General features: G+C 70.8%; 20 protein-coding genes and 2 pseudogenes. 13 read left to right on the forward strand and 9 right to left on the reverse strand.

Annotated elements, in window-relative coordinates; translation table 11 throughout:
* Window positions 1–11 precede the first annotated feature (11 nt).
* The 6 genes and pseudogenes from ACH4TL_RS31545 (at window position 12) to ACH4TL_RS31570 (ending at window position 6,410) form a co-directional block, all read left to right on the forward strand.
* Window positions 12–974 carry an electron transfer flavoprotein subunit alpha/FixB family protein gene (locus ACH4TL_RS31545; protein WP_398331949.1) on the forward strand — a complete coding sequence of 321 codons (963 nt, stop codon included), beginning with the start codon at window positions 12–14 and terminating at the stop codon, window positions 972–974.
* 269 nt (window positions 975–1,243) lie between these two features.
* On the forward strand, window positions 1,244–2,659 hold the full coding sequence (locus ACH4TL_RS31550) for a GntP family permease (protein ID WP_398331952.1): 1,416 nt from the start codon (window positions 1,244–1,246) through the stop codon (window positions 2,657–2,659).
* Window positions 2,660–2,691: 32 nt separating this feature from the next.
* Window positions 2,692–3,927 carry a CaiB/BaiF CoA transferase family protein gene (locus ACH4TL_RS31555; RefSeq protein ID WP_398331955.1) on the forward strand — a complete coding sequence of 412 codons (1,236 nt, stop codon included), beginning with the start codon at window positions 2,692–2,694 and terminating at the stop codon, window positions 3,925–3,927.
* Complete coding sequence (locus tag ACH4TL_RS31560; RefSeq protein WP_398331958.1) at window positions 3,927–4,868, forward strand: hypothetical protein; 942 nt, start codon at window positions 3,927–3,929, stop codon at window positions 4,866–4,868. Before ACH4TL_RS31555 ends, ACH4TL_RS31560 begins: the two co-directional genes overlap by 1 nt.
* The gene (locus ACH4TL_RS31565; protein ID WP_398331991.1) at window positions 4,865–5,839 is read left to right on the forward strand and encodes a 2-hydroxyacid dehydrogenase; all 975 of its coding nucleotides are present in this window, start codon (window positions 4,865–4,867) and stop codon (window positions 5,837–5,839) included. Before ACH4TL_RS31560 ends, ACH4TL_RS31565 begins: the two co-directional genes overlap by 4 nt.
* Window positions 5,836–6,410: pseudogene (locus tag ACH4TL_RS31570) on the forward strand (glycerate kinase). The gene ACH4TL_RS31565 and the pseudogene ACH4TL_RS31570 overlap by 4 nt, the downstream one beginning before the upstream one ends.
* On the opposite strand, the gene ACH4TL_RS31575 reads toward ACH4TL_RS31570, so the two are convergent.
* Entirely contained in the window at window positions 6,376–7,176 is an 801-nt protein-coding gene (locus ACH4TL_RS31575) for an IclR family transcriptional regulator (protein WP_398331961.1), read from the reverse strand. The pseudogene ACH4TL_RS31570 and the gene ACH4TL_RS31575 sit on opposite strands and share 35 nt — an antisense overlap.
* A 28-nt stretch (window positions 7,177–7,204) precedes the next feature.
* Here ACH4TL_RS31575 and ilvA point away from each other — a divergent pair, with 28 nt between their 5' ends.
* The gene (gene ilvA, locus ACH4TL_RS31580; RefSeq protein ID WP_398331964.1) at window positions 7,205–8,470 is read left to right on the forward strand and encodes a threonine ammonia-lyase IlvA; all 1,266 of its coding nucleotides are present in this window, start codon (window positions 7,205–7,207) and stop codon (window positions 8,468–8,470) included.
* Window positions 8,471–8,513: 43 nt separating this feature from the next.
* Here the strand turns inward: ilvA and ACH4TL_RS31585 are convergent, their stop codons facing one another.
* On the reverse strand, window positions 8,514–8,813 hold the full coding sequence (locus ACH4TL_RS31585) for a VOC family protein (protein WP_398331967.1): 300 nt from the start codon (window positions 8,811–8,813) through the stop codon (window positions 8,514–8,516).
* Between the two features lie 11 nt (window positions 8,814–8,824).
* Here ACH4TL_RS31585 and ACH4TL_RS31590 point away from each other — a divergent pair, with 11 nt between their 5' ends.
* Window positions 8,825–9,343 (forward strand): SLC13 family permease, encoded by a 519-nt coding sequence (locus ACH4TL_RS31590; protein WP_398331994.1) that lies wholly within the window; start codon window positions 8,825–8,827, stop codon window positions 9,341–9,343.
* Here ACH4TL_RS31590 and ACH4TL_RS31595 read toward each other — a convergent pair.
* Both ACH4TL_RS31595 and ACH4TL_RS31600 read right to left on the reverse strand, forming a co-directional pair.
* Window positions 9,330–9,644, reverse strand: a complete 315-nt coding sequence (locus ACH4TL_RS31595) for a hypothetical protein (RefSeq protein ID WP_398331970.1) — start codon at window positions 9,642–9,644, stop codon at window positions 9,330–9,332. The two genes, ACH4TL_RS31590 and ACH4TL_RS31595, sit on opposite strands and share 14 nt — an antisense overlap.
* Before the next feature lie 70 nt (window positions 9,645–9,714).
* Window positions 9,715–10,545, reverse strand: coding sequence for a phytanoyl-CoA dioxygenase family protein (locus ACH4TL_RS31600; protein ID WP_398331973.1), 831 nt, complete (start codon window positions 10,543–10,545; stop codon window positions 9,715–9,717).
* Between the two features lie 129 nt (window positions 10,546–10,674).
* On the opposite strand from ACH4TL_RS31600, the gene ACH4TL_RS31605 reads away from it, so the two are divergent.
* Window positions 10,675–11,502 (forward strand): helix-turn-helix domain-containing protein, encoded by an 828-nt coding sequence (locus ACH4TL_RS31605; protein WP_398331976.1) that lies wholly within the window; start codon window positions 10,675–10,677, stop codon window positions 11,500–11,502.
* Between the two features lie 175 nt (window positions 11,503–11,677).
* On the opposite strand, the gene ACH4TL_RS31610 is transcribed toward ACH4TL_RS31605, so the two are convergent.
* The 3 genes from ACH4TL_RS31610 to ACH4TL_RS31620 form a co-directional block, all read right to left on the reverse strand.
* The gene (locus ACH4TL_RS31610) at window positions 11,678–12,484 is read right to left on the reverse strand and encodes a calcium-binding protein (RefSeq protein WP_398331979.1); all 807 of its coding nucleotides are present in this window, start codon (window positions 12,482–12,484) and stop codon (window positions 11,678–11,680) included.
* Window positions 12,485–13,378: 894 nt separating this feature from the next.
* Complete coding sequence (locus ACH4TL_RS31615) at window positions 13,379–14,176, reverse strand: alpha/beta fold hydrolase (protein WP_398331985.1); 798 nt, start codon at window positions 14,174–14,176, stop codon at window positions 13,379–13,381.
* 14 nt (window positions 14,177–14,190) lie between these two features.
* Window positions 14,191–15,162 carry a LysR family transcriptional regulator gene (locus ACH4TL_RS31620; protein ID WP_398425389.1) on the reverse strand — a complete coding sequence of 324 codons (972 nt, stop codon included), beginning with the start codon at window positions 15,160–15,162 and terminating at the stop codon, window positions 14,191–14,193.
* A gap of 144 nt (window positions 15,163–15,306) precedes the next feature.
* On the opposite strand from ACH4TL_RS31620, the gene ACH4TL_RS31625 reads away from it, so the two are divergent.
* Window positions 15,307–16,257: an acyl-CoA dehydrogenase family protein gene (locus ACH4TL_RS31625; protein WP_398325501.1), complete on the forward strand. Its 951-nt coding sequence runs from the start codon at window positions 15,307–15,309 to the stop codon at window positions 16,255–16,257.
* Here the strand turns inward: ACH4TL_RS31625 and ACH4TL_RS31630 are convergent.
* Window positions 16,157–16,859: pseudogene (locus tag ACH4TL_RS31630) on the reverse strand (LysR substrate-binding domain-containing protein); the annotation flags it as partial. The gene ACH4TL_RS31625 and the pseudogene ACH4TL_RS31630 overlap by 101 nt on opposite strands.
* Window positions 16,860–16,944: 85 nt before the next feature.
* On the opposite strand from ACH4TL_RS31630, the gene ACH4TL_RS31635 reads away from it, so the two are divergent.
* On the forward strand, window positions 16,945–18,258 hold the full coding sequence (locus tag ACH4TL_RS31635) for an aspartate aminotransferase family protein (RefSeq protein ID WP_398325504.1): 1,314 nt from the start codon (window positions 16,945–16,947) through the stop codon (window positions 18,256–18,258).
* A gap of 30 nt (window positions 18,259–18,288) precedes the next feature.
* Here ACH4TL_RS31635 and ACH4TL_RS31640 read toward each other — a convergent pair whose 3' ends face one another.
* Entirely contained in the window at window positions 18,289–19,578 is a 1,290-nt protein-coding gene (locus ACH4TL_RS31640; protein WP_398325507.1) for a PAS domain-containing protein, read from the reverse strand.
* 354 nt (window positions 19,579–19,932) lie between these two features.
* Here ACH4TL_RS31640 and ACH4TL_RS31645 point away from each other — a divergent pair, with 354 nt between their 5' ends.
* Both ACH4TL_RS31645 and ACH4TL_RS31650 read left to right on the forward strand, forming a co-directional pair.
* Entirely contained in the window at window positions 19,933–21,315 is a 1,383-nt protein-coding gene (locus ACH4TL_RS31645; RefSeq protein ID WP_398325510.1) for an acetyl-CoA carboxylase biotin carboxylase subunit family protein, read from the forward strand.
* A complete protein-coding gene (locus ACH4TL_RS31650) occupies window positions 21,315–23,327 on the forward strand; it encodes a PEP/pyruvate-binding domain-containing protein (protein ID WP_398325513.1) in 2,013 nt (670 codons plus the stop codon). The genes ACH4TL_RS31645 and ACH4TL_RS31650 overlap by 1 nt, the downstream gene beginning before the upstream one ends.
* The last annotated feature ends 3 nt before the right edge of the window (window positions 23,328–23,330 follow it).

The raw sequence follows: 23,330 nt of genomic DNA on the forward strand, positions 1-23,330 counted from the left end.
GGCACGAACCCATGGCTGAAGTCCTCGTCCACGTCGACCACGTGGATGGTGCCGTCCGCAAGCCCACGCTGGAGCTGCTGACGCTCGCTCGTCGCATCGGTTCGCCGGTCGCTGTGGCGCTGGGTCCCGGCGCGGGGAGTACCGCCGCCGCGCTCGCGGAACACGGCGCGGTGAAGGTTCTCACGCACGACGCCGCCGAATACGCCGAGTACCTCGTCGTCCCGAAGGTGGACGCCCTCCAGGCCGCCTACGAACAGGTGTCCCCGGCCGCTGTGCTGGTGCCGTCCTCCGTGGAGGGCAAGGAGATCGCAGCCCGTCTGGCGCTGCGCATCGGCTCCGGCATCATCACCGACGCCGTCGACCTGGAGGTCGGCGACGATGGCCCGGTGGCCACCCAGTCGGTGTTCGCCGCGTCCTTCACCACCAAGTCCCGCGTGTCCAAGGGCACGCCGGTCATCACCGTCAAGCCGAACTCGGCCGCCGTCGAGGCTTCCCCGGTCACCGTTGCGGTCGAGGCGCTGAACGTGTCCTTCTCCGAGAAGGCGACCGGCACCAAAGTGACGGGCCGTGCGCCGCGCGGGTCGACGGGCCGCCCGGAGCTGACCGAGGCCGCGATCGTGGTCTCCGGTGGCCGCGGGGTGGGCGGTGCGGAGAGCTTTGCGATCATCGAGGCGCTGGCCGACTCCCTCGGTGCGGCCGTGGGTGCCTCGCGCGCCGCGGTGGACGCGGGCTGGTACCCGCACACCAACCAGGTCGGCCAGACCGGCAAGAGCGTGTCCCCGCAGCTGTACATCGCGGCGGGCATCTCCGGCGCGATCCAGCACCGCGCGGGTATGCAGACCTCGAAGACCATCGTGGCCGTCGACAAGGACGCCGAGGCCCCGATCTTCGACCTGGTCGACTACGGAGTGGTCGGCGACCTCTTCGACATCGTCCCGCAGCTCACCGAGGAGATCGAGGACCGCAAGGTCTGATCGTCGTCAGTTCGACGCTGTCGTCCCCGAGCTCGGGCACCTACGGCAGGGACTCCTGGACGGCGTTGAGACCGCGGTAGTCGGGGCCCGGGGCGTCGATTTCACGAGCGGCACGCGCTCGCGGCTGCCGTTCCTGCCTGCACACCGTTCGGCAGACGCATGTTTCCAGACTGTTGACCCGCATTGTGGGTTCATGCTCATAATGCGGGCCATCGGGTCGAGCCGTCGGCTTCACATACGCCCCACTCCGCACAAACCGGACGGTAGGCATGTCGGATACCGCAATCTTGCTCAACACGGCCATCGCCGTGATCGCCATCGTGTTCCTGATCGTGCGGCTACGGATGAACCCCGTGGTCGCCCTGGTCCTGGGCGCCTGCTATCTCGGTCTCGCGACCGGCCTCGGGGTCGACAAGACGGTGAAGACCATCACCAAGGGCTTCGGCGACGTCATGGCCGACATCGGACTCCTGATCGCGTTCGGAGTGCTCATCGGAGCCCTCCTGCGCGAGCTCGGAGCCATCGAGCGGCTCGTCGACACCCTGTTGCGCGCCGCGGGCCCGAAGCGGATCCCCCACGCGATGGCATTGACGATCGCGACCTTCCTCCAGTCCATCTACCTGGACGTGCTGTTGGTGATCACCGGGCCGCTGGCCAAGGGCATAGCCGCCAAGCTCGGCCGATACGGAACCGCCCGCATGGCCACTGCCCTGGCCATAGGGCTGGAGTGCGGCATCGTCTTCACGGTCCCAGGTGCCGGAGCGCTGGCGCTCGCCGCGCTCCTCGACGTGCCGCTCGGCACCTATCTGCTGTACGGACTCATCGTCGTGATTCCGACCGTGTCCATCGCCATCGCCGTCATGAACTTCGCGCTGACCCGCGGCTGGTGGACCCCGGCACTCGATGAAGAGGACGTTTCCGGCCCGGCGCCGAGCGCGCCCGCGGACGGCGGTACGGCCGACGACGCGCACCCCGCCGGCCGGAACACCCCTGCCGGCGGAACCATGACAGCGGTGGAGGTGAAGGCCCGCACGCAGCCGCAGCCCGGACTCCTCCTCCTCTTCTCGCCCCTCCTCGTCTCCCTTCTCCTCATCGCCGCCGGAGCCCTCGCCGAGGTGGCGGCGTGGCACAACCCCTTCGTGCAGTTGCTCTCCAGCCCGGTCGTGGCCCTCCTGCTCGGCCTGGTCGCCACCTGTCTCGTCGCCCGGCGCCATCTCGGACAGCCCCGGGTGGACGCCGCGCTGAGCAAGGGCATGCGCGACAGCGGACAGATCCTCCTCCTCAACGGCGTCGGAGGCTGCCTCGCAGCGGTGATCGCCGCCTGCGGGCTGGGGCACATCCTCGGGGAATACTTCAAGGCCAACACCTGGGCCCCGCTTCTGATGGTCTGGCTGGTGGCTGCCGTACTGCACGTCGCGGTCGGCTCGGTGACGATCTCCGCGATCACCGCCGCCGGCCTGCTCGCGCCGGTGGCCCCCACACTGGGCATCGATCCCGTACTGATCGCGCTGGCTGCCGGAGCCGGATCGTTGTTCTTCGTGCACCTGACCAGCAACACCTTCTGGCTGCTCCAGTCTCTGATGGGCCAGACCACCCGCGGCACCCTCAAGACCTGCTCGGTCGGGGTCTCCGTCGCCTCCGTCGTCGCGATGGGCCCGATCCTCGCGCTGGGCGCCATCCTCTGACCCCTTCACCACCCACCTGACGTTAGGACACCATGACGAATCGCAGCACACAGTTGCCGCTGCACGGAGTGCGTGTGCTCGAACTCGGCAATTACATCGCGGGCCCCACCGCCGGACGGCTGCTCGCGGACTTCGGCGCCGAGGTGATCAAAATCGAACGCCCACACACAGGCGACGAGTTGAGGAACTGGCGGCTCTACGCCGGTGATGTCTCGATGTTCTTCCGCACCATCAACCGGAACAAGAAGTCGGTGGTGCTGGACCTGAAGACGGACCGTGGCCGGACGACCGTACTGGAACTGGTGCGGCGATGTGATGTCGTGATCGAGAACTTCCGCCCCGGCACGCTGGAGCGCTGGGGACTCGGCCCCGCGGCACTCGAGGAGGCCAACCCCGATATCGTGCTGGCCCGCATCTCCGCGTTCGGCCAGACAGGGCCGCTGTCGGACCGCCCGGGATTCGCCGCGGTGGCCGAGGCCATGGGCGGTCTGCGCCACCTGGTCGGGGAAGCCGACCGCCCGCCCTCCCGGGTCGGAGTGTCCATCGGCGATTCGATCGCGGGCCTGTACGCGGCGTTCGGCGCCGTGATCTCGCTCCTCCAGCGCGAACGGGTACCCACGAAGTCGCCGCTGTCGGAGCGAACGGTGGATGTCGCCTTGTACGAGGCCGTCTTCTCGATGATGGAATCACTCGTCCCTGACTACCTCGCCTACGGTCTGGAGCGGCAGCGGGTCGGCGGCAGGATGGAGGGCATCGCCCCCACCAACGCGTACGAGTGCGGGGACGGGCCCAGCGTGGTGATCGCCGGCAATGGCGACGCGATCTTCCGGCGCTATATGCGGGCCATCGGTCGTCCCGATCTCGCCGACGATCCAGGATTGCAGACCAACGCGGAACGCTGGGCCCGTCGTGACGAACTCGACGAAGCGATCAACGCGTGGACCAAGACGCTTCCTCGTGACGAGGTGCTCGAAGCCCTCGACGCCGCAGGTGTCCCGGCGGGCCCGATCTACAGCGCGGAGGACATCTGCGCCGACCAGCAATTCGCGGTCCGCGGCATGATCCAGCCGCTGCCGGTCCGCATAGCGGCGGAGGAGCCCCAGGAAGTGGGATTCCCCGGGATCGTCCCCGTCCTCGGCGAGAAGTCCCTGCCCGTCCGATCCCTCGGCCCCGACCTCGGCGAACACACCCGACAGGTGCTCACCGACCTGCTCGGCAAGGACGACGAGGAGACCGACGCGATCATCATGGAGATGGAGAAGAAGTAATGAGTACGCCTGTGACTCTGCGCGATGTGACGCTGCGCGACGGCCTCCAGCTCACCGGCAAGCCCCTGTCCACCGACCGCAAGGTGGCCATCGTCCGCGAACTCCTCTCCCTCGGCATCCCCAGCGTGGAGATCGGCTCGCTCGCCAACCCGGCCCTCGTCCCGCCCATGGCCAACACGCTGGACGTCATCGCACACCTGAATCCGGACGAGCTCGCCCGGTCCTGGGTCTGGGTGGCCACCCCACGGCACGTCGAGAAGGCGGCGATGGCGGGCGCGGTGAACTTCCAGTACTGCCTGTCGGCATCCGACCGCCACAACCAGGCCAACATCGGCCGGTCCACCGAGGACAGCCTCGCGGCCATGCCGGCGGCGATCGAGCACGCCCGCTCGGCCGGCGGACGCATTCAGCTCTGCGTCTCCACGTCGTTCACCTGCCCGTTCGACGGAGTCGTCCCGGAGGACACCGTGCTCCGGATCGCCAACGACCCCCGTGCGGAGGGCGCCGAGGACATCGTGCTGTGCGACACCCTCGGGCAGGCCGTGCCGGCTCAGGTGACCAGCCTGGTCTCCGCCGTGGCAACGCGATCGCCCGCGCGGCGGATCGTCTACCACGGACACGACACGTGGGGCATGGGCGTCGCCAACTCCCTGGCCGCGGTGGCCGCCGGAGCGAGCGAACTGGACGGCGCGCTCGGCGGCCTCGGCGGCTGCCCGTTCGCCCCCGGTGCGAGCGGGAACGCCGCGACGGAAGACCTGCTGTTCGCACTGCGTCCCGACTGGCTGACGCCGGACACCTTCGGCGCCGTGGTCGGGCTGGCCGACGGGTTGCTGGCAGAACTGGACGAGCCGAACCGCTCCCGGGCAGGTCAGGCGGCGCACTCCAGCACCACCGCCTTCGAGTGGGCCGTGGCGGCACCGGATGCGCGGGCGTGCCGATGAAGTTCCTGGTGACAACCCCCATCCCGGCTCCCGGAATGGACATTCTCCGGACGGCCGGTGAGGTGTACGTACCCGAACGGCAACTGTCCGCGGGCGAACTGCGCCGGGAATGCTCCTCGGGGAACGTCGACATCGTCGTCGCCCAGCTGACAGACGTGTTCGACAGAGCCGTACTGGAGCACGCGAAGATCAAGGGCATCTCCAACTACGCGGTCGGATACGACAACGTCGACGTGGCAACCGCCACACAGTGCGGAATCCTCGTGGGCAACACGCCCGGTGTCCTCACCGACGCCACCGCCGACATCGCGATGCTTCTCCTGCTGGCCACCGCACGCCGCTGCGTGGAGGCGGACCGCTTCCTCCGCGCGGGGAAGTACCAGGGCTGGCAGCCCGAGCTGCTGCTCGGAAGCGATGTGAGCGGGGCCACGCTCGGACTCGTCGGCTTCGGACGGATCGCCCGGGCGACGGCTGAACGCGCCCTCGGGTTCGGCATGACCGTGCGCTACACCGCACGCAGCGGACCCGTACCTCCAGAGCGGCTCGGACACCTCGCCGGCAGGGTGCGGTTCGCCGAGTGGGACGACCTGGTGTCCACCAGCGACTTCCTTTCGCTGCACGTCCCGTTGACCGACGTCACACACCATCTCGTGGACGAGAAGACCCTTCGCGCCATGAAGCCGACGGCCTGCCTGGTCAACACCTCCCGCGGGCCCGTGGTGGACGAGAAGGCACTCGTCGAGGCGCTGCGCTCGGGCGAGATCGCCGGTGCCGGACTCGATGTGTACGAGGACGAACCCGCGCTCGCCGATGGCCTCGCCGACCTGCCGAACACCACCCTCCTGCCCCACGTCGGCAGCGCCACCCGCTCCGTCCGCGCCACCATGGCCGAAGTCTGCGCGAACAACGCGGTCGCCATGGGGCGCGGCGAGATGCCGGCCCACGCGGTGAACCCGGAGGCATGGCGATGAAGGTCGTCGTGGCGCCCGACAGCTTCAAGGGCACGTACACCGCACCGCAGGTGGCCACGGCGATCGGCCGGGGACTGGCGCAGACCCCGGCCATCCCGGTGCTCGTCCCCGTGGCCGACGGCGGCGAGGGAACCCTCGCCGTCCTCGCCGAACCCCTCGGACAGTGGCCGCCGACACGTACGGCGTCGGGATGCTGATGGCCGACGCCGCCCGTCACGGTGTCGCCGAGATCGTCGTGGCCGCCGGCGGCTCCGCCACCAGCGACGGCGGGTTCGGGGCCTTGCGGGCGATCGACGAGTGCGGCGGCCTGCGCGGCACCCCGGTGACGGTCCTGACCGACGTCACCACCCCTTACGCGGAAGCGGCAATCGTGTCGGCCGTGCTGGCCCGCTCGACCGGCACCGCGCGATTCGCCGTGGTGGGGTCCGTCGGCCCGGGTCTCGGGCCCCTGCGCGAGGAGCTCATGGACATCATGGTGGCGAGCGACGAGGCAGCCATGGAAGCGGCGGGCCGGGCCATCGGACAACGGCTGCGGCTCAGGCCGGATACCGGCCGCCGAGTGCTCGGGTGATCTGCTCGGCATGCTCCACCACCAGATCGACCCATTCGACGCACCGCTCATAGGGCATGCGCAGTGTCGGCCCGTGGACCATGAGTGCCCCGACCAGATCCCCGGCCGAGTCGAACACCGGGGCCGCGAGGCCCGACGCACCGTCGATGCGTTCGCCGACCGTGATGGCATAGCCCTCGGAACGCGTCTGCTGGACCAGCCCGCGCAGTTCGTCCCGGTCGGTCACGGTGCTCTCGGTCAGCTGCGGAAGCTCTTCCCGCAGCACGCGCTCGGCGAGATCCGGATCCCAGGCCAGCAGCACCCGCCCCGACGACCCCACGGTGATGGGGGCGATCTTCCCCACCGACATCTCCCGGCGAAGGGCGTGCGATGTCTCGGCGACCGCGATGCACACCCGCTGGGTGCCTTCGGAGCGGAAGAAGCACGCGGTCTCCCCGGTCCGATCGCGAAGGTCCTTCAGGGCGGGGTTGATCACCTCCAGGACGTCGAGGTCCTTCGCCGCGGCAGCCGCCCAGTAGGCCATCTTCACCCCGATCCGGAACGTATCCTCGGAGCGGTCGAGAAACCCGTGCGCCACCAGGTTCGTCACCAGGCGTTGCACGGTCGAGGCAGGCAGCCCGGTCTGCTGCTGGATCTCGCGCAGGCTCAGAGAAGGCCGGGCCAGTGTGAAAGCGTTGAGAATCTCGGAGATCTTTCCCAGGACGAGCAGCGGAGCCTGCTTCGACCCTTCGTTCGCCACCGTGGCGGACTTACCTCGGGCTGCCATGCGCCCAACGATACGACAGGAGAAACGGGTGACTGAGCACAGCGGGACCGGTGGCGTGGGCGCATCGGACGTGGTCGCGGCCGCACGACGGTGCGCGGAGGTGATCCGGCCGAGCCCCCTGCACCGCAGCGAGCGGCTCTCCGCGCGGTACGGATTCGACGTGTGGCTCAAGCGGGAGGACCAGCAGGCCGTACGGTCGTACAAGGCACGCGGCGCCTACAACCTCATCGCACAGCTGTCCGCGGACGAACGCCGGCGAGGTGTGGTCTGCGCGAGCGCCGGCAATCACGGCCAGGGCGTCGCACTGGCCTGTGCCTCCCTGGGCGTGCCCGCCCGGGTGTACCTGCCGAGGACGACCCCCCGGCAGAAACGGGACCGGGTGAGGACACTCGGCGGCGAGCACGTCCGCATGATCGTCGAGGGCGACACCTACGACGACGCCGCCGCGGCGGCGCTCGCATGCACCCATGCTTCCGGAGCCACCCTCGTACCCGCCTTCGACGACCCGCGCACCATCGCAGGGCAGGGCACCGTGGTGAGGGAAGCCGTCGAGCAGCTCGGCCGCGCTCCGGACGCGGTGATCGTCCCCGTGGGCGGTGGCGGCCTGCTCGCGGGCGCCACCGCCTGGCTCCATGAGACGCACCCGACCGTCCAGATGATCGGCGCCGAACCGCAGGGCGCGGCGAGTATGGCCGCGGCCCTGGCCGCCGGAGGCCCCGTGACATTGCCGGACATCGACCCCTTCGTCGACGGCGCGGCCGTACGCACTGTCGGCCGACACACCTACGCGGCCGTCGCCCAGCAGCCGCCTCGCATGCTCGCTGTGCCGGAAGGCCGGATCTGTGCGGAGATGCTCGACCTCTACCAAGCCGACGGCATCATCAGCGAACCGGCGGGCGCCCTGGCCTCCGCCGCGCTCGACCGCGATCCGGGCCTGGAGCCCGGCGCGACGGTCGTGTGCGTCGTCTCCGGCGGCAACAACGACGTGAGCAGATACGCCGAGATCGTCGAACGTGCGCTGCTCTTCGAAGGACGCAAGCACTACTTCCTCGTCGAGTTCCCGCAGGAACCGGGCGCACTGCGACGGTTCCTCGACGTCGTGCTGGGACCGGAGGACGACATCACCCTCTTCGAGTACGTGAAGCGGAACAACCGCGAGACGGGCCCCGCACTGGTGGGCATCGAACTCGGTGCGCCCGACGGCCTCGAACCGCTGCTGGACCGCATGGAAAAGGTCCCGCACCGTATCGAACGCGTCCCGCCGGACAGCCCGCTCTTCACGTTCCTGACCTGACGCCCGGGTCTACTTGACCCGGAGCTTTACCGAAGCGTTCGCGTCAGCTGAGGTAGTTGCTGAGTTCGATCAGGTTGTGGTCCGGGTCTCGCAGATACACGCTGATGATCGGCCCGGTGGCTCCCGTCCGCTCAACCGGTCCTTCCTCCACCGCCACTGCCAGGTCGGCCAGTTCGTCCAGCACGCGGTCGATGGGGTCATCGACGATGAGACACAGATCGGCACTTCCCGGGGTGGTGCGCTGGGCCTTGGGCTCGAACTCGTTTCCGGCCTGATGCAGATTGATCTTGCTCTGGCCGAAGGACAGCGCGCGGCGGCCGCCTTTGAAGGTGACCGGCGTCATGCGCCTTCGTCATCGCCCTGCTCGTCAACGTCCGCAGCATCGGCGACCAGCAGGACCTCATCAAGCGCCAGGCGGCCAACGCGGTCCCGGTGATGATCCTCGTGCTGGCCGCCGGCGTCTTCACCGGCATCATGACCGACTCCGGCATGATCAAGGCGATGGCGGACGCGGCTCTGTCGATCGTCCCTGAGGCTTGGGGCAACCTCATCCCGCTGTTCACCGCGGTCCTCGCTCTGCCGCTCGGCTTCTTCATGTCGAACGACGGTTACTGGTTCGGTGTCGTTCCCGTCCTCGCGGAGTCCGCCGCGCACTACGGCATCGACGCCAACGAGATCGCCCGGGCCGGTGCCAGCGGCCAGATCCTCCACATGACGGGGCCGACCAGCGCGCCCCTGTGGGTCCTCATCGGGCTCGTCAAGACCGAACTGGGCGACTTCCAGAAGCACGCCCCGCGCTGGGGCGTCCTCGTCTCCCTCGCCTACGTCGTCTTCGCCATCGCCACCGGCGCCATCAGCGTCACTTGGTGTTGACGAGCTTTTCGAAGAGGAACTCGTGCTTGAGGAAGGACACGTCGTACTCGTGGCCCGGGTAGGGCGGGATGAGCTGCGACGCCTGGAACAGCCGCCAGCCGTCGAGCAGCGCCGCCACGCCGGTGGCGTACGGCGGCTCGTCCCCGTCCCCGGCGGTGGGTGACGTGGTGCCCGTGCCGTCGTAGCGCGCCCAGCCGATGACGCCGCTGTCGAGGGAGGAGTTGTTCAGGTAGAGGACGAGCACCTGCTGCCGGACGGTGCTGGTGAGGGCGGGCTCGGCGGTCGTGGGCTGTGTGGTCACGGTGGACGGCTCCTGGTGTGAGGCGACGGCGAGGGAGGGGCGGAGGCGAAGGCGGCGGGCGGGACGGCGCTCAGGCGTCGACGGTGGCCCTGCCGGGGCGGTTGGTCACCCGGGTCACCCAGTGGTCCAGATCGAAGGACGGATCCCCGGTCAGCGCCCGCCACAGCCTGATCCGGTTGTGCAGCTCCAGCCGCCCGGTCGCCTGCTCGTACCACGGGAACCGGGTCCGCAGTTCCTCGGCCACCGCCGGGTCGCCGAGGTCGTCGGTGTTCCACAGGCGGACCTGCGGGACGGTCGGGTTGAAGCGGATCTTGAACATGTAGCGCGGGGCACCGCTGTCGTTGCGCCGGCCGCCGTGCCAGATGCCGTGGTGCAGGATCAGCACCGTGCCCGCCGGACACACCAGCCGCTGCTGGCCGAGCAGGTTCTGGTACCGGCCGGTGTCGCTCTCGTTGGTGCGCCGCAGATGGCTGCCCGGCACGATCAGGGTCCCGCCGGCCTCCAGCGTCACCTCGCGCGGGTAGTACATGAGCTGGACGTCGAAGGCGTCCGGCCGGACATCGATGATGGCGTCACCGTGCAGCGGCTGGGCCCGGCCCTCCTGGGGCTGCCGGATGTGCACGGCGTGGTGGTCGATGGTGGGGTCCGGGCCGACCAGGCTGTGGAGCGCACCGGCCACGGCCGGGAGGTCGAGCAGGCTGCGCGCGAAGGAGCCTTCGGGAAACGCCTCGGCGACCGGGGTGCCGTGGGGGACGGCCGGTACGCCCGCGGTGAGCACATCGAGGGCCTGGTCGTTGAGGGAGTCGGGGACGACGGAGTCGAGGCGCAGAAAGCCGTGGGCCACGAACCGGGCCATGCGCGCCGAGGTCAGGAGCTGTTCGCGAGCGGATCGGGCGGCCATGTTCTCCTCCGGTCGGGAGAGCGGGAGCGGGTGGTTACTCGTGGTTCGTCTCCACGACGCTAGAACGCGGCCGACCCGGGACGCGTGGGCCTTGCTCACTACTACTGGTAATTTTTCACCATGACGGGCATGAGGGGTATGACGGGCGCGACGGGAGCAGCTCTCACGTCCCAGCCGCAGCGGGTCCCGGTCCGGCTCGACTCGCCCCCGCACATCGAGGGGCTCGGCGTCGGCGTCCACGGCACCCGGCGCCCCCGCGACGTCTTCCGCCTGCCCGACCTGTGGCAGCTGCACCTCTACCGCTACACCGCCGAGCTCACGGTCGACGGCGTCGCGTACACCGTGCGGCCCGGTTACGTCAGCCTCGTCCCGCCCGGTGTCCTGGTGCGCTACCGCTATCGCGGGCGCTCCGAGCACCTGTACGCCCATCTGCGGCTACCCGACCGCGGGACGGCCCGTACGGTGCCGGTGGTGCAGAACGCGGGGGCCCAGACCGCCCTGCTCTCCAGCCTCCTGCTCCAGGCCATCGCGGCCGTCCCCAGGGCACCGGCGCAGGCGGTCGCCGAGGTGTGGTCGGTGCTGTGGCGCGTGGCGCAGCTGTCCGTCCCCACCGGCACGGGCGGCGGCCACCCCGCCGTCGCCGCCGCGATCGCGTACGTCGAGTCGCGTCTCGCCGAGCCGCTCACCGTGCCGGACGTGGCGCGCGGGGCGGGCGTCTCGCACAACCACCTCACCCGGCTCTTCCGGGCCGAGACCGGGGACACGGTGGTGGCCCACATCCGGCACCGCCGCATGGAGCGGGCCAGGCACCTGCTGCGGGAGACGACGCTGCCGATCGCGACGATCGCGGCGTCGGTGGGGATCGCGGACCTCCAGGCGTTCAACAAGGTCTGCCGCCGCGAACTGGGCGCCTCGCCGCGGGCGATCCGCGAGGGAGCGCCCGGCCCCGGCGCCTGAGGACGGGACCACTTCGGCACCGAGAGGCACCGAGAAACATCTGCTGAGCTTCCCGGCCCCGGCCGCCGACGAAGCACGGGCGGAACCGGTCGAGTCGACCGTCTGCCCGCTCGGCGGCGGAACGGCCCGGGGCGTCGACCCGGGCCGACTTGTAGTTCACATCCCTGAGGTTCCCTCAGAACCCCTCGGGGATGGACCCGTCCTGGTCGATGACGTTGTTGCCGGAGCCGCCGTCGATGCTGTCCTGGCCGGGGCCGCCGAAGAGGTAGTCGTTGCCCGGTCCGCCCTTGATGGTGTCGTCGCCCTCTTGGCCGTCGATCGAGTCATCGTTGCCGGCGCCGTCGAGATAGTCGTTGCCGGGGCCGCCGTAGATCTCGTTGGCCACGCCATCGCCGATGACGGTGTCGTCGCCGTCCCCGGCCCACACCGCGAACGAGTCGGTGATGGTGTCGTTGCCGGCGTTGCCGTTCGCGTTCGTGGCGTGGCTGATGGTGTCGCGGCCGTCGCCGCCCACCGCGATGGAAGCGCCGGTGATGGTGTCGTCCCCGGCCCCGCCGTCGACGTTCACATCGCCGCCGGAGATCTTGACGCTGTCATTGCCGTCGCCGAGTTCGACGTTGCCCTGGTCGCCGCCGTGGTCCGGGTCGGGGACGGGCACGGTGCAGGTCACATACGTCAGGTCGGTGGGGGTGGGGTGGGTGCAGTCGGTGCCAGCGGTGATCTTGACAACGTCGTCGATGCCGAAGGTCAGCGTGGTGTCGGTCTCGCTGACCCGCTTGATGGTGAGCTTGTTGGTCTGGCCGTCGGCCACCGTGTAGGCCATCGCTCCGTCGGTGACGGTCACGGTGGCCGGCGACGCGGCGGCCGACGCGGTGGCGGCCTGGGCGTTCCAGGCGAAGAGTCCGGTGCTGGCCGCGGCGGCCAGTAAGGCGGCGACGCCGACCGGGCGGACGCGGCGGGAGCGCGGGCCAAAGGTGGGCACGAAAAACCTCCGTGGGGAGTGGATCTGATTTCCGATCACCCGTTTCGACGTGGAAAATCCGCGCGGGGTTGTGCCACTTCCGTGTCCTGTTCGCCGTTCTTTTTGATTCCCATTTCGCGTTCATCTCCACGACGCCGGGAATTTCCTCCGCGTTTTCGGAATGGGCGCTCTGCGGGCGGAGGGAATTCCGATGAGTCCCGTCCATGCCTCCGCCGACACCGCCCGCCGGTGCAAACCTGGGTGACAAGGCCACCCGCTCATCGGTGGGCGTGGTCAAGCGAAGGTCACCTCGGCGGTGGCGTGGCGTGCGTCGCGGTGGGTGGCCGTCCGCAGCTGGGCACCGGTGGCGGAGGACGTCGCAGCGTCCGCCCGCGAACATGCGTTGCCGGTCGGGGAGGGGCGGCAGGAATCGGGCGTCACGCAGGTGGCCGTCGGGGCCCAGTTCGTGCTGGGCGGGCCAGTGCAGGAAGTGGAACCACTGCCACAGCGGAGGGAGCGGGTCACCGGCCCGCGCGGCGGGTTCGGGCAGGTCCAGGAGGGCGGACACGGCGGCGGCTGGGTCCGCGGTCATGGGGTCGTGAGTGGCGACCGGCTCCGGGTGCCACTTTTCTACGTAGGAGCTGAGCGGGGTGGTGCCGGACTGCATGGTGGGTGTGACCGACGGCGAACACCACGGCGGTGGAGAGCAGTTGGGCCGTCTGGTTGCCTTCCCGGGAAGAAGGCGGATGCGAAGTGGATGCTGAAGGTGGCGCAGGCGAACCAGTCGTACCACTCGACCAGGTTGCCCAGGCAGTGTCCACATGCCCGCGCCCAGGCCGTAACGGTTGTCGTCGGCCAGGGCGACGGCCTCCACCTCGTCGTGCGGCTCGCCCCATGCGGGCGCTGCGACGTTCCTCAGCCGAGGAAATCGCGGACCAGGGCGCCGGCCGCCTCCCGGCACTCCTCGAAGTAGGCGTGCCGGGCTCCGGGGAAGAGGTGGGTCCGGGCGTCGGGGATGCGGGCCGCGAGCAGGGGGAGGTTGTCGGGCGGGGTGAGCCGGTCCTGGTCGCCGTGGAGGAGCAGCGTGGGTGCGCCGATGGAGGGGAGCGCGTCCCAGGCGTCGTGCCCGTTGCTGGCGGTCAGGTGGCCGCGTCGGGCGTGCGCGGGCATGTGGGGGTCGCCGAGGGTGCGGTACGGGCCGGGGTGTCCGGCGAGCCAGCCGGGGCTGTACATCAGGTCGATCAGGGCCTGCCGCGCGGCGTCCGGGTCGGGCTGGGCCAGCGCCCGTCGCACCGAGGCGTCCCGTTCGACGGCCCGGGGTCCGCCGGGCGAGGTGCAGCCCAGGACGAGGCGCCGGACGCGCTCCGGGTGGCGGGCCGCGACCCACTGGGCGATCCGGCCGCCCATGGACGTGCCGTACACATCGGCCCGCTCGACGCCCGCGGCGTCCAGGACGGCCACCACGTCCTCCGCGAAGCGCTCGGTGGAGTAGCCCGACCGCGGTTTGTCGCTCGCGCCGGTGCCGCGGCAGTCCAGCGTGATCGTGGAGTGGGTGCCGTGGAAGTCCTCGCGTATGCCGTCCCACCAGTGGTGGTTGTTCGCCTGACCGGCCAGCAGCACGAGTGGCGGGCCGGAGCCGCGGTGCTGGTACGCCACCGCGACTCCGTCGTCGGTGTGCGCGAAGCCGTCGGTTGGTTCATCGGGGTGTGTCACAGGATTCCTCGCGGTCAGGGGGTCGTGTGGTCCGGCCCGTCCATGTTCGGTTCGTCACGTGCGTGCACCTGGGCGGACGGCCACCGCCCCTGCGAAACGGCCGCGTCGATCCGGCGGACCAGTTCGTGGGCGACGGACTCGACGGCCGGCGGTACGCGTCCGTAGCGCGGTGTCGCCAGGACGATCGACCGCCATACGTCGGGCTCGGACAGAGGGGCGGCGCTGAGGGTGCCGTCCCTGATGTCGTCGGCGATGCCGAGGCCGGGCAGGATGGTCCAGCCGTGTCCGGCCAGAACGAGCTGTTTCTGCACGCGCATGGAGTTGGTCTGCACCCTGATGTCCATCGCCTTCCCGGACCGGGAGGCCGCGGAGTCGATCAGGGCGCGCAGGGCGTGGCCGGAGGCGGGCATCACCAACGGGTGCGCCGCCACCTCCGCGAACGCCACCGGACGGTCGGAGCGCAGCCCGGCGGACACCGGGGCCACCGCCCACAGGCGCTCCCGCACCAGCGGGCGGGTGTTGAGCGACGGCGTGCTGTCCAGGTTGTACAGCAAGGACAGGTCCAGGTCGCCGTCGTCGAGCCACTGCTGGAGATGGCCGGAGTAGCCGGTCATCAGACGCAGCTCCACGCCCGGATGGGCCTGGCCGACGGCCGACACCAGCGGTTCGGCGAGCAGGTCCAGCGTGCTCTCCAGCAGGCCGAGGGTGACGATGCCGGTCACCTCTCCGGGGCTGGGCCGCACCTCGGCGCGGGCCCGCTCCAGTTCGTTCAGGGCCCGGCGCGCCCGGTCGACCATGATCTCGCCCGCCTCGGTGGGCCGCATGCCCTGCCGGGTGCGCTGGAAGAGGGGGACTCCCAGCTCCTCCTCCAGGGTGCGGATCTGCCGGGTGACGGCGGGCTGCACCAGGTGCAGCAGCTCCGCGGCGCGCGTCACGCTGCCCACCTCGGCGACCGTGATGAGCGCCTTCAGCTGCTTGACGTCCATCGGGGCTTTCCCTCCATCGCCATCCCCTTCCCGCATGGCGACATCACCGATTGTTATTTAGTGTAGCTGTCCATGACTGCGCATGATGTTACTGCAGGCCGGGTCACTCACGTCTGACGGATACGAGACCGCAGGAGACCAACCATGAGCACTCTCGACATCCTGTCGGAGGACGAACAGGCAATCGTCCGCACGGACGTCAGGCCGGTCGTACGGGAGCTGGAGCACACCGACACCTACCCCGAGGCGCTGATCGGGCAGATGAAGGACCTCGGGATCTTCGGCCTGGCCGTCCCGGAGGAGTACGGCGGCGCACCGGTGTCGACTCCCTGCTACGTCCTCGTCGCCGAGGAACTGGCCCGTGGCTGGATGAGCCTCGCCGGGGCCATGGCCCTGACCGAGCCGGGCGGCGGCTCCGGCCTCCAGGCCATGCGCACCGTCGCCCGCAAGGACGACGAAGGGTATGTGGTCAACGGTACGAAGACCTGGATCACCAACTCCCGCCGCTCGGAGCTGATCGCCCTGCTGTGCAAGACGGACCCGCAGGCGTCCCCCGCGCACCGGGGCATCTCCATCCTGCTGGTCGAGCACGGACCAGGTCTTACCGTCTCCCGCGATCTGCCCAAGCTGGGGTACGAGGGCGTGGAGAGCTGCGAGCTGTCCTTCGAGAACCACCGCGCGCCGGTGGACGCGGTGCTCGGCGGCGTCGAGGGCGAGGGGTTCGCCCAGATGATGAAGGGCCTGGAGACCGGCCGCCTCCAGGTCGCTGCCCGTGCGCTCGGTGTCGGCCGGGCGGCGCGCTGGAGGACGCGCTCGCCTACGCGCGGGAACGCGAGTCGTTTCGGCAAGCCGATCTGGAAACACCAGTCCATCGGCAACTACCTCGCCGACATGGCGACATCGCTCACGGCCGCCCGGCAGCTCACCCTCTACGCCGCCCGCGAGGCGGACGCGGGCCGGCGCGTGGACACTTTCAGAAAGCGGGGCGCTCGTCCGGCGCGGAAAGAGCCGGGATCTCGGGGTGGTCGCGCAGCGCCGCGACGACCGCGTTCACCGCGGCACGCTGCGTCGTGCCGCGCCGCACCACGACGGTGACGTTGCGGTGTACCGGTGTGCTGAGCCGACGGGTGGCCACGGCGTGCTCCGGGGTGACGGCCAGGGCGGGCAGCAGGGTGATCGACCGGCACGACTCGACGTGCCGCAGCAGCATCAGATAGTTGCTGAACCGGCATGCCACCCGGGGCTCGAAGCCCGACTCGCGGCACAGCCGCGCGGTCAGCTCCGCCATGTACGACTGCGGCTGGTCACACGCCCACGTCTCCTCCGCGCAGCTCGCGAGGTTCACCGTCGTGCCGCGGGCGCGGGCGAGCGGGTGGTCGCGCGGCAGCACCAGCACGATCGGATCGGTGCCCAGCGGAATGATCTCGACGTCCGTCGTTCAGGGCGTGCAACTCGGCCTCGGCCTCGGCCATTCGGTCCAGGATCTCCCGGCCCCGCCGGGCCAGCAGCAGACCGGCGGGCGTCAGCCGCACCTTCCGCCCGGTCCGCTCCAGCAGCCGGCACCGGGTCTCGGTTTCGAGCACCGCCAGTTGCTGGGACACCGTCGACGCGCTCAGGTGCAGCGCCTCGGCGACCGCGCGGACGGTGCCCAGGGTCTCCAGCAGGCTGAGCAGGCGCAACCGCCCCGAGTTGAGCACGCGGCCGATTGTACGGTTCGGCCGAACAGGAGGGTCGGAACTGTGCGATGGACGTGCGCAGCGATGCGTCCCTAAGGTCGGGGACATGCCTCCCGAGACAGCCATCGGCGCCGTGGAGCGCCACCTCATCCGCTATTCCGGCCGCGCGGCGTTCACCCCGGAGGTCATCGACCGCGCCGCGGGCACCTCGGTGTTCACCGAGAGCGGTCGCGAACTGCTCGACTTCACCTCCGGCCAGATGAGCGCGATCCTCGGGCACTCCCATCCCGAGATCGTCGCGACGGTGCGCGAGCAGATCGCCCACCTCGACCACCTCCACAGCGGCATGCTCAGCCGCCCGGTCGTCGATCTCGCCCGACGGCTCGCCGGGACCCTGCCCGCCCCCTTGGAGAAGGCACTGCTCCTGACCACCGGGGCGGAGGCGAACGAGGCCGCGGTGCGGATGGCCAAACTCGTCACCGGCCGCCACGAGATCGTCTCGTTCGCCCGGTCCTGGCACGGCATGACCCAGGCCGCGGCGAACGCCACGTACAGCGCCGGGCGCAAGGGCTACGGGCCCGCCGCGCCCGGCAACTTCGCCCTGCCGGTCCCGGACCGCTTCCACCCCGACATCACCGGCGCCGACGGCTCGCTGGACTGGCGCCGCCAGCTCGATCTGGGCTTCGACCTGATCGATGCCCAGTCGGTCGGCAGCCTCGCCGCCTGCCTGGTCGAACCGATCCTCAGCTCCGGCGGCGTCGTCGAACTCCCGCCGGGCTACCTCGCCGCCCTGGCGGAGAAGTGCCGGGAGCGGGACATGCTGCTGATCCTCGACGAGGCACAGACCGGGCTGTGCCGCACCGGCGACTGGTACGCCTTCGAACACGACGGCGTCGTCCCGGACATCCTCACCCTCTCCAAGACCCTCGGCGCGGGACTGCCGTTGTCCGCCGTGCTGACCAGCCCGGAGATCGAGCAGCAGGCGCACGACCGGGGGTTCCTGTTCTTCACCACGCACGTCAGCGACCCGCTGCCCGCCGCCGTCGGCAACACCGTTCTCGATGTCCTCGTCCGCGACCGCCTCGACGAGCGCGCACAGCGACTCGGCAAGACCTTGCGCGGTGGCCTCGACGCCCTCGCCGCCCGCCACGACGCCGTCGGGGACGTCCGGGGCCGCGGCCTGCTGCTGGGCGTCGAACTCGCCGGTGACCAGGTCCTGGGCACCGGCGGCGCCGACCGCCTCGGCGCGGCCGTCACCCGCCGCTGCTTCGAACTCGGCCTGCACATGAACATCGTCCAGCTGCCCGGCATGGGAGGCACCTTCCGCATTGCGCCCCCGCTGACCGCGACCGACGACGAGATATCCCGCGGGGTCGCGATCCTGGACGAAGCGCTCACCGACGCGGTGCGCGACCTCTGAGCGCGGGGCCGTCATGTGAGTGCGGGGCCGTCATTCCTGCCGGAGGCGGGGCGGGCAGCCGATGGCCGAGCGCGGCGGCCACGCCTGCGGATCGAGGATGCCCAGTACGTACGCCCGGCTGACCAGCGCCAGCCGGGTGGGTGCCGCCAGCAACTCCCGCAGCCGGCCGAGGTGGTAGTCCAGGGTCTGCCGGGAGAGCCGGAGCGAGGCGGCGATCTCGTTGTTGCCGTGCCCGGCGGACAGCAGGGTGAGGATGCGCAACTGCGCCGCGGTGAGCGGTGGCAGCGGCGGGTGCGGCAGGGTGTGGTGGGGCAGTACCGCCCAGACGCCGCGGGCCCGCCGTGAACCGTTGCTGACGGCGGTGAGCAGCACCCGGGCCCGCCACTCGTCGCCCCGGGCGTCGAGGAAGACCGCGGAGGTCTGGAACCGGCGCCGTCGCCGGTTCACCAGATCCCGCCAGGCGTGGCGCAGTCCGGCCAGATCGTCGGCGGGAGCCAGATAGCGGTGGGCGGGGGCGCCGAGCAGATCGGACACCTGGACCCGGAGCAGTTCCGTGGCCGAGGGGCTGACCCGGCGGATCCGGCCGCCCGGCGAGAGCAGGGCGCAGGGCAGGCCGCTGTGTTCGCTGAGCGCCTGGAGGTCCTCCTCGGCGGCGCGCCGCTGGCTCAGGGCGAGGGTGTAGTCGGTGATGTCGATGTAGATCCCGGCCACACAGGTCCGGCCACCCTCGGCCACCGGGAAGCGGTGGCCGACCGCGCGCCCGGGTGAGCCGTCGGGGCGGTGGTAGCCGATGGTGTGCCGCACCGGTTTGCCCGAGCCGAGCACCTGCCGGTCCAGGGTCTGGAAGGCCGCCACGTCCTCGGGGGCGTCGACATCGGTGACGCTGCTGCCGATCACGGCGTCGGGGGTGGTGCCGTACAGATGGGCGTAGGCGTGGTTGGCCCACAGGTAGCGGCCGTGGGCGTCGCGGATGAACGCCGCGGCGGGCGCGAAGGCGGCGAAGTCGGTGAACGCGGCGTAGCCGTGGCGTCCGAGCTCCAGGGCGCTGATGTCCACCGCGAGCCCGCTGGTCCCGCCCCGGCCGTCACCGGCCAGTCGGCCGGGACAGCAGGTGACGTCGAACAGCCGCCCGCCGAACCGGACCTGGCGGCGGTCGATCCCCGACTCCCGCCCCTCGGCGGCCACCCCTTCCCGCGCGGCGCCGGCCGTGCCGCCGAGACTGTCGACGAACCGCTGTGCGATGCCGGGGTCGTGGAAGGCGCCCCCGCCGCAGTTGACGATGCGCAGCCCCTCATCGGCTTCCCACCAGGACACGGGCATGCGCTCGAGCAGCGTACTCAGGCCCATATCGGACACCAGCCGCCTTTCCGGTCCGGCCCCCGGGCACGTACCGCCGAAGGCATGGCGAAGGAATGCCCAGGCCCCGCGCTCACATGCGCCGTAACCAGCCGGAACGCAAAAGGGGCTGAAAAGGGCTGAAACCCATGCCCGGTGGCCTCGCTCACCGTGAACCTCTCGTGACACTCAGGCATTTGCCTGAGCGCCCACCCCCGATCCCGGGGGTACGCGTCATGCCCGACTGCTTCGCTTGACGGGCCCGGATCGCGGCGGACGTGCCAGCCCACCGGTTTTCGCTGAGCCATCGAGAAACTCTGAACCGAGGAGTCGTTGTCTGTGAGTAAGGTGCTGTTTGTCTACGCCAAGGGCGGGCCGCCGCTGGAATACGCGCTGTCCCGGGTCGCCGCGAAGGCCGAAGCGCATCTGCTCGTGCTCAGTCCCCTTCCGCCCTCCGCCCACGAGGCGGTCGACCGGCTGTGCGCCTCGGTGGTCGCCCCCGTGGACACCGCGTCCCAGGACCTCGTCGCGCTCATCACGGCCCGGGCACAGGCCGTCGGCGCCGACGCGGTGTTCACCCCGTCCGAGTACGCCGTGGTGGCGGTGGCCGACGCCTGTGAGCGGCTGGGTCTCGCCGGGGCCGGAGCGCACTGCGTGCTGGCCCGGGACAAGCGGATGATGCGCCGCACCTGGGACGCGCACGGGGTGTCCCAGCCACGGTTCCGCTCCGTGGCCACCGAGCGCGATCTGCACGAGGCCGCGGCCGAGCTGCCGTACCCGATGCTGATGAAGGCGGCCTGGAGCGCCGGGTCCACCGCCCATCAGATCCTGCGCGGCCCGGAGGACATCGCGCCCGCCTGGGCCCGGGCCCGTGAGGTGATGGAGGACTCCGCCCGCCAGGGCTACGCCGAGCTCCATGTGGCCGGGGCCGACGCGGACTTCCTCGTCGAGGAGATCGTGACGGGCACGGCCGGGGGCTGGTTCGAGGAGCCGGGCTGGGGCGACTACGTGAGCGTCGAGGGCGTCGTGGCCGACGGCGTCCATCACCCGGTGTGCCTGAGCGGGCGGATGCCCACCGTCGAGCCGTTCACCGAGCGCGCCGGGATCACCCCCGCCCTGCTCCCCGAGGACGCCCAGCGCAAGGTGGTGGAGCTGGCGACGGCCGCCGTGGACGCGCTCGGCCTGCGCACCTGCGGCACCCACACCGAGATCAAGCTGGGCGCCGACGGACGGATGTGGGTCATCGAGACCGCCGCCCGGTTCGGTGGCGCGATGACCGTCCCCCAGATCGAGGAGGTCTTCGGGGTGGACGTCATCGGCATGCTCATCGACCGGCTGCTCGGCCGCGAGGTCGACTGGCCCGATCCGGGGCCCGGTTCGGTGCTGGGCGCAGCGGACGCCAAGGGCGCGGCCGGCTCGCTGGTGGTGCTGGCCGTGGACGGCTCCGGCGCGCCGTGGCCGGACCGGCGGCTGTGGGACTTCGACGCCGTCCAGCGCTCCGGACTGATCTCCACCGGGGCGCGGCTGACGAAGGTGGCCGAGCACTCGCTGCCGGACGGCACCCCGGTGCCGGTCTACGACCCGGCGGCGGGCGCGAACACCATGGCGGCGCTGTGTCTGCTGACGGCCGACGATCCGGTCACGGTGATACGTGACTTCGAGAGGCTCAACGACGCCCTGCCCACCGCCCTGCCGCCCGTCCCCGCCACCGGGAGGCCGTGATGACCATCAGCGCGTTTCCGGGCCCGGCCACCGCGCCCGGCGCCGATGCCACCGTGGTCGGCGAGAACCTGTCGCTGCCGCTGTTCCGGTCGCTGTCCGGAGTGCTGGCCGGACACCCGTATCTGAAGGTGGTGGTCGACCGCACCGAGCACACCTGGCATCTGCTGGACACCGCCGTCCACCCCTTCCACGTCAACTATGTGGCCACCCGCATCCTCGGGATGGGGCTGGACGAACTCGACGCCGGGCTCGACGCGTTCAACGCCTCGGTGTACACCGACCCCGGCCGCCGCTTCCTGCTCGGTGTGCTGTCGCTGCACGCCGACGAGGACGCCGAGGGCAGGGACCGGCCGTTCCTGGTGCTGGAGACCACCGAGGCCGACACCATGGACGGCCCCCTGCTCCAGGAGTTCTACGACTTCGTCCGGGAGCGGGTCGACGGGCGGCTGCCGTTGCTGCTGAAGCCTGCCAACCACGGCCAGGAGGCGGCACTCGCCCCCGTGAGCGACGTAACACTGCCGCGCATCCTCAGCCACGAGCTGTTCGTCAGCCGCCCCCGCACCCCGCTGAACACCGGGGAGGCCATCGGCCGGCTGCGCTGGTTCGCCTCGCCCGAGGAGTACCGCGCGCACGCCGCGGGCCTCGGCTGGTCGGACATCGTGGCCATGGACCGTCTGCCCGACGATGTGCCACGGGTGGCCGGATTCATCAACGCCGCCCCCATCACCCCGCTGTCCCACACCAATGTGCTGGCCTCCGGCTGGGGCATCCCGAACGCCATCGTGCGCGACATGGCCCGGCTGGTGGAGTCGGAGGAGCTGGACGGGGCGTGGGTGTCCTACCGGGTCCAGGACGACGGGGTGAGCCTGGTCCGGCTGCCCGAGGCCCCGGAGCTGGACGAGCCCGCCTGGCACCAGCAGCGGATCCGGCTGGAGCCGCCGCTGCTGGAGGACGTCCCCGTCCTGGAACTGCGCCGGCTGCGCCGCGAGGACCGCGACCGCTACGGCACCAAGGCCGCCAACCTCGGTGAACTCCACCATGTGCTGGACAGCCGCACCGCCGATCTCACCGCCTTCTACGGCCGCGCCCGGCCGCCCCGGAAGGATCTGTACGGCCATCTCGCCCCCCGGCTGACCGCGTCCGCCGACCCAGAGGCGCTGCGCCGGGCGGCCTCGGAGTTCGTGGCGGACACCGTCACCGCGCCCGACGGCGTGGCGCTGCCGTTCGCCCTCCAGCACCGCTTCCTGACCTCCTCGCCCGCTCTGCAACAGGGCATCGGCAAGCTGAAGATGGCGCTGGAGCTGGGAGCCACCGATGTGCTGGACCCGCTGTGCCTGAGCCTCCAGCAGCTGGTGCGCGGCACCCCGGTGCCGGAGGACGTGGCCGCGCGGATCACCGGCCCGTTCGCGGACCAGGTGTGCCGCAAGCGGCTGGTGGTGCGGTCCTCCTCCAACGCCGAGGACCTGCCCGGCTTTTCCGCCGCCGGGGTCTACGAATCGATCACCACGGTGCACGGCACGGACGAACTCCTGGACGCCGTACGGCAGGTGTGGGCCTCGCTGGTGTCGCCGCGCAGTGTCCGGCTCCGTCACGAGGCGGGCATCTCCCTGGACGACACCTACATGGGCGTCATCGTGCAGGAGTACACCCCGGCCGAGCTCGGCGGGGTGCTGGTCACCTGCAACCCCACCCGGCGCGAGGACTTCCGCAACGTCTACATCAACTGCACGCCCGGTTCGCCCGAGAGCGTCGTCGACGGCACAGCGCTGCCGTTGCAGTACCTCTACAACACCGTGGAGGGCGGGGGCCGCACCGTGGACCTCGGTTCTTCGGCTGAGGACCTGCCGTCCCCGGCCCGGGCGCGGCTGGCGGATCTCGCGCTCACCGGGCGGCTGCTCCAGTCGCACTTCGCGGACGACCCGGATGATCCGGACGACCCGCTGGACATCGAGTGGCTGATGACCGAAGAGGGCGGTTTCAAGCTGGTCCAGCTCCGCCCGTACGCGCTGTGAAGG

It is taken from the genome of Streptomyces sp. NPDC021115 (genome assembly GCF_044333065.1).
Classification (GTDB): Bacteria; Actinomycetota; Actinomycetes; order Streptomycetales; family Streptomycetaceae; genus Streptomyces.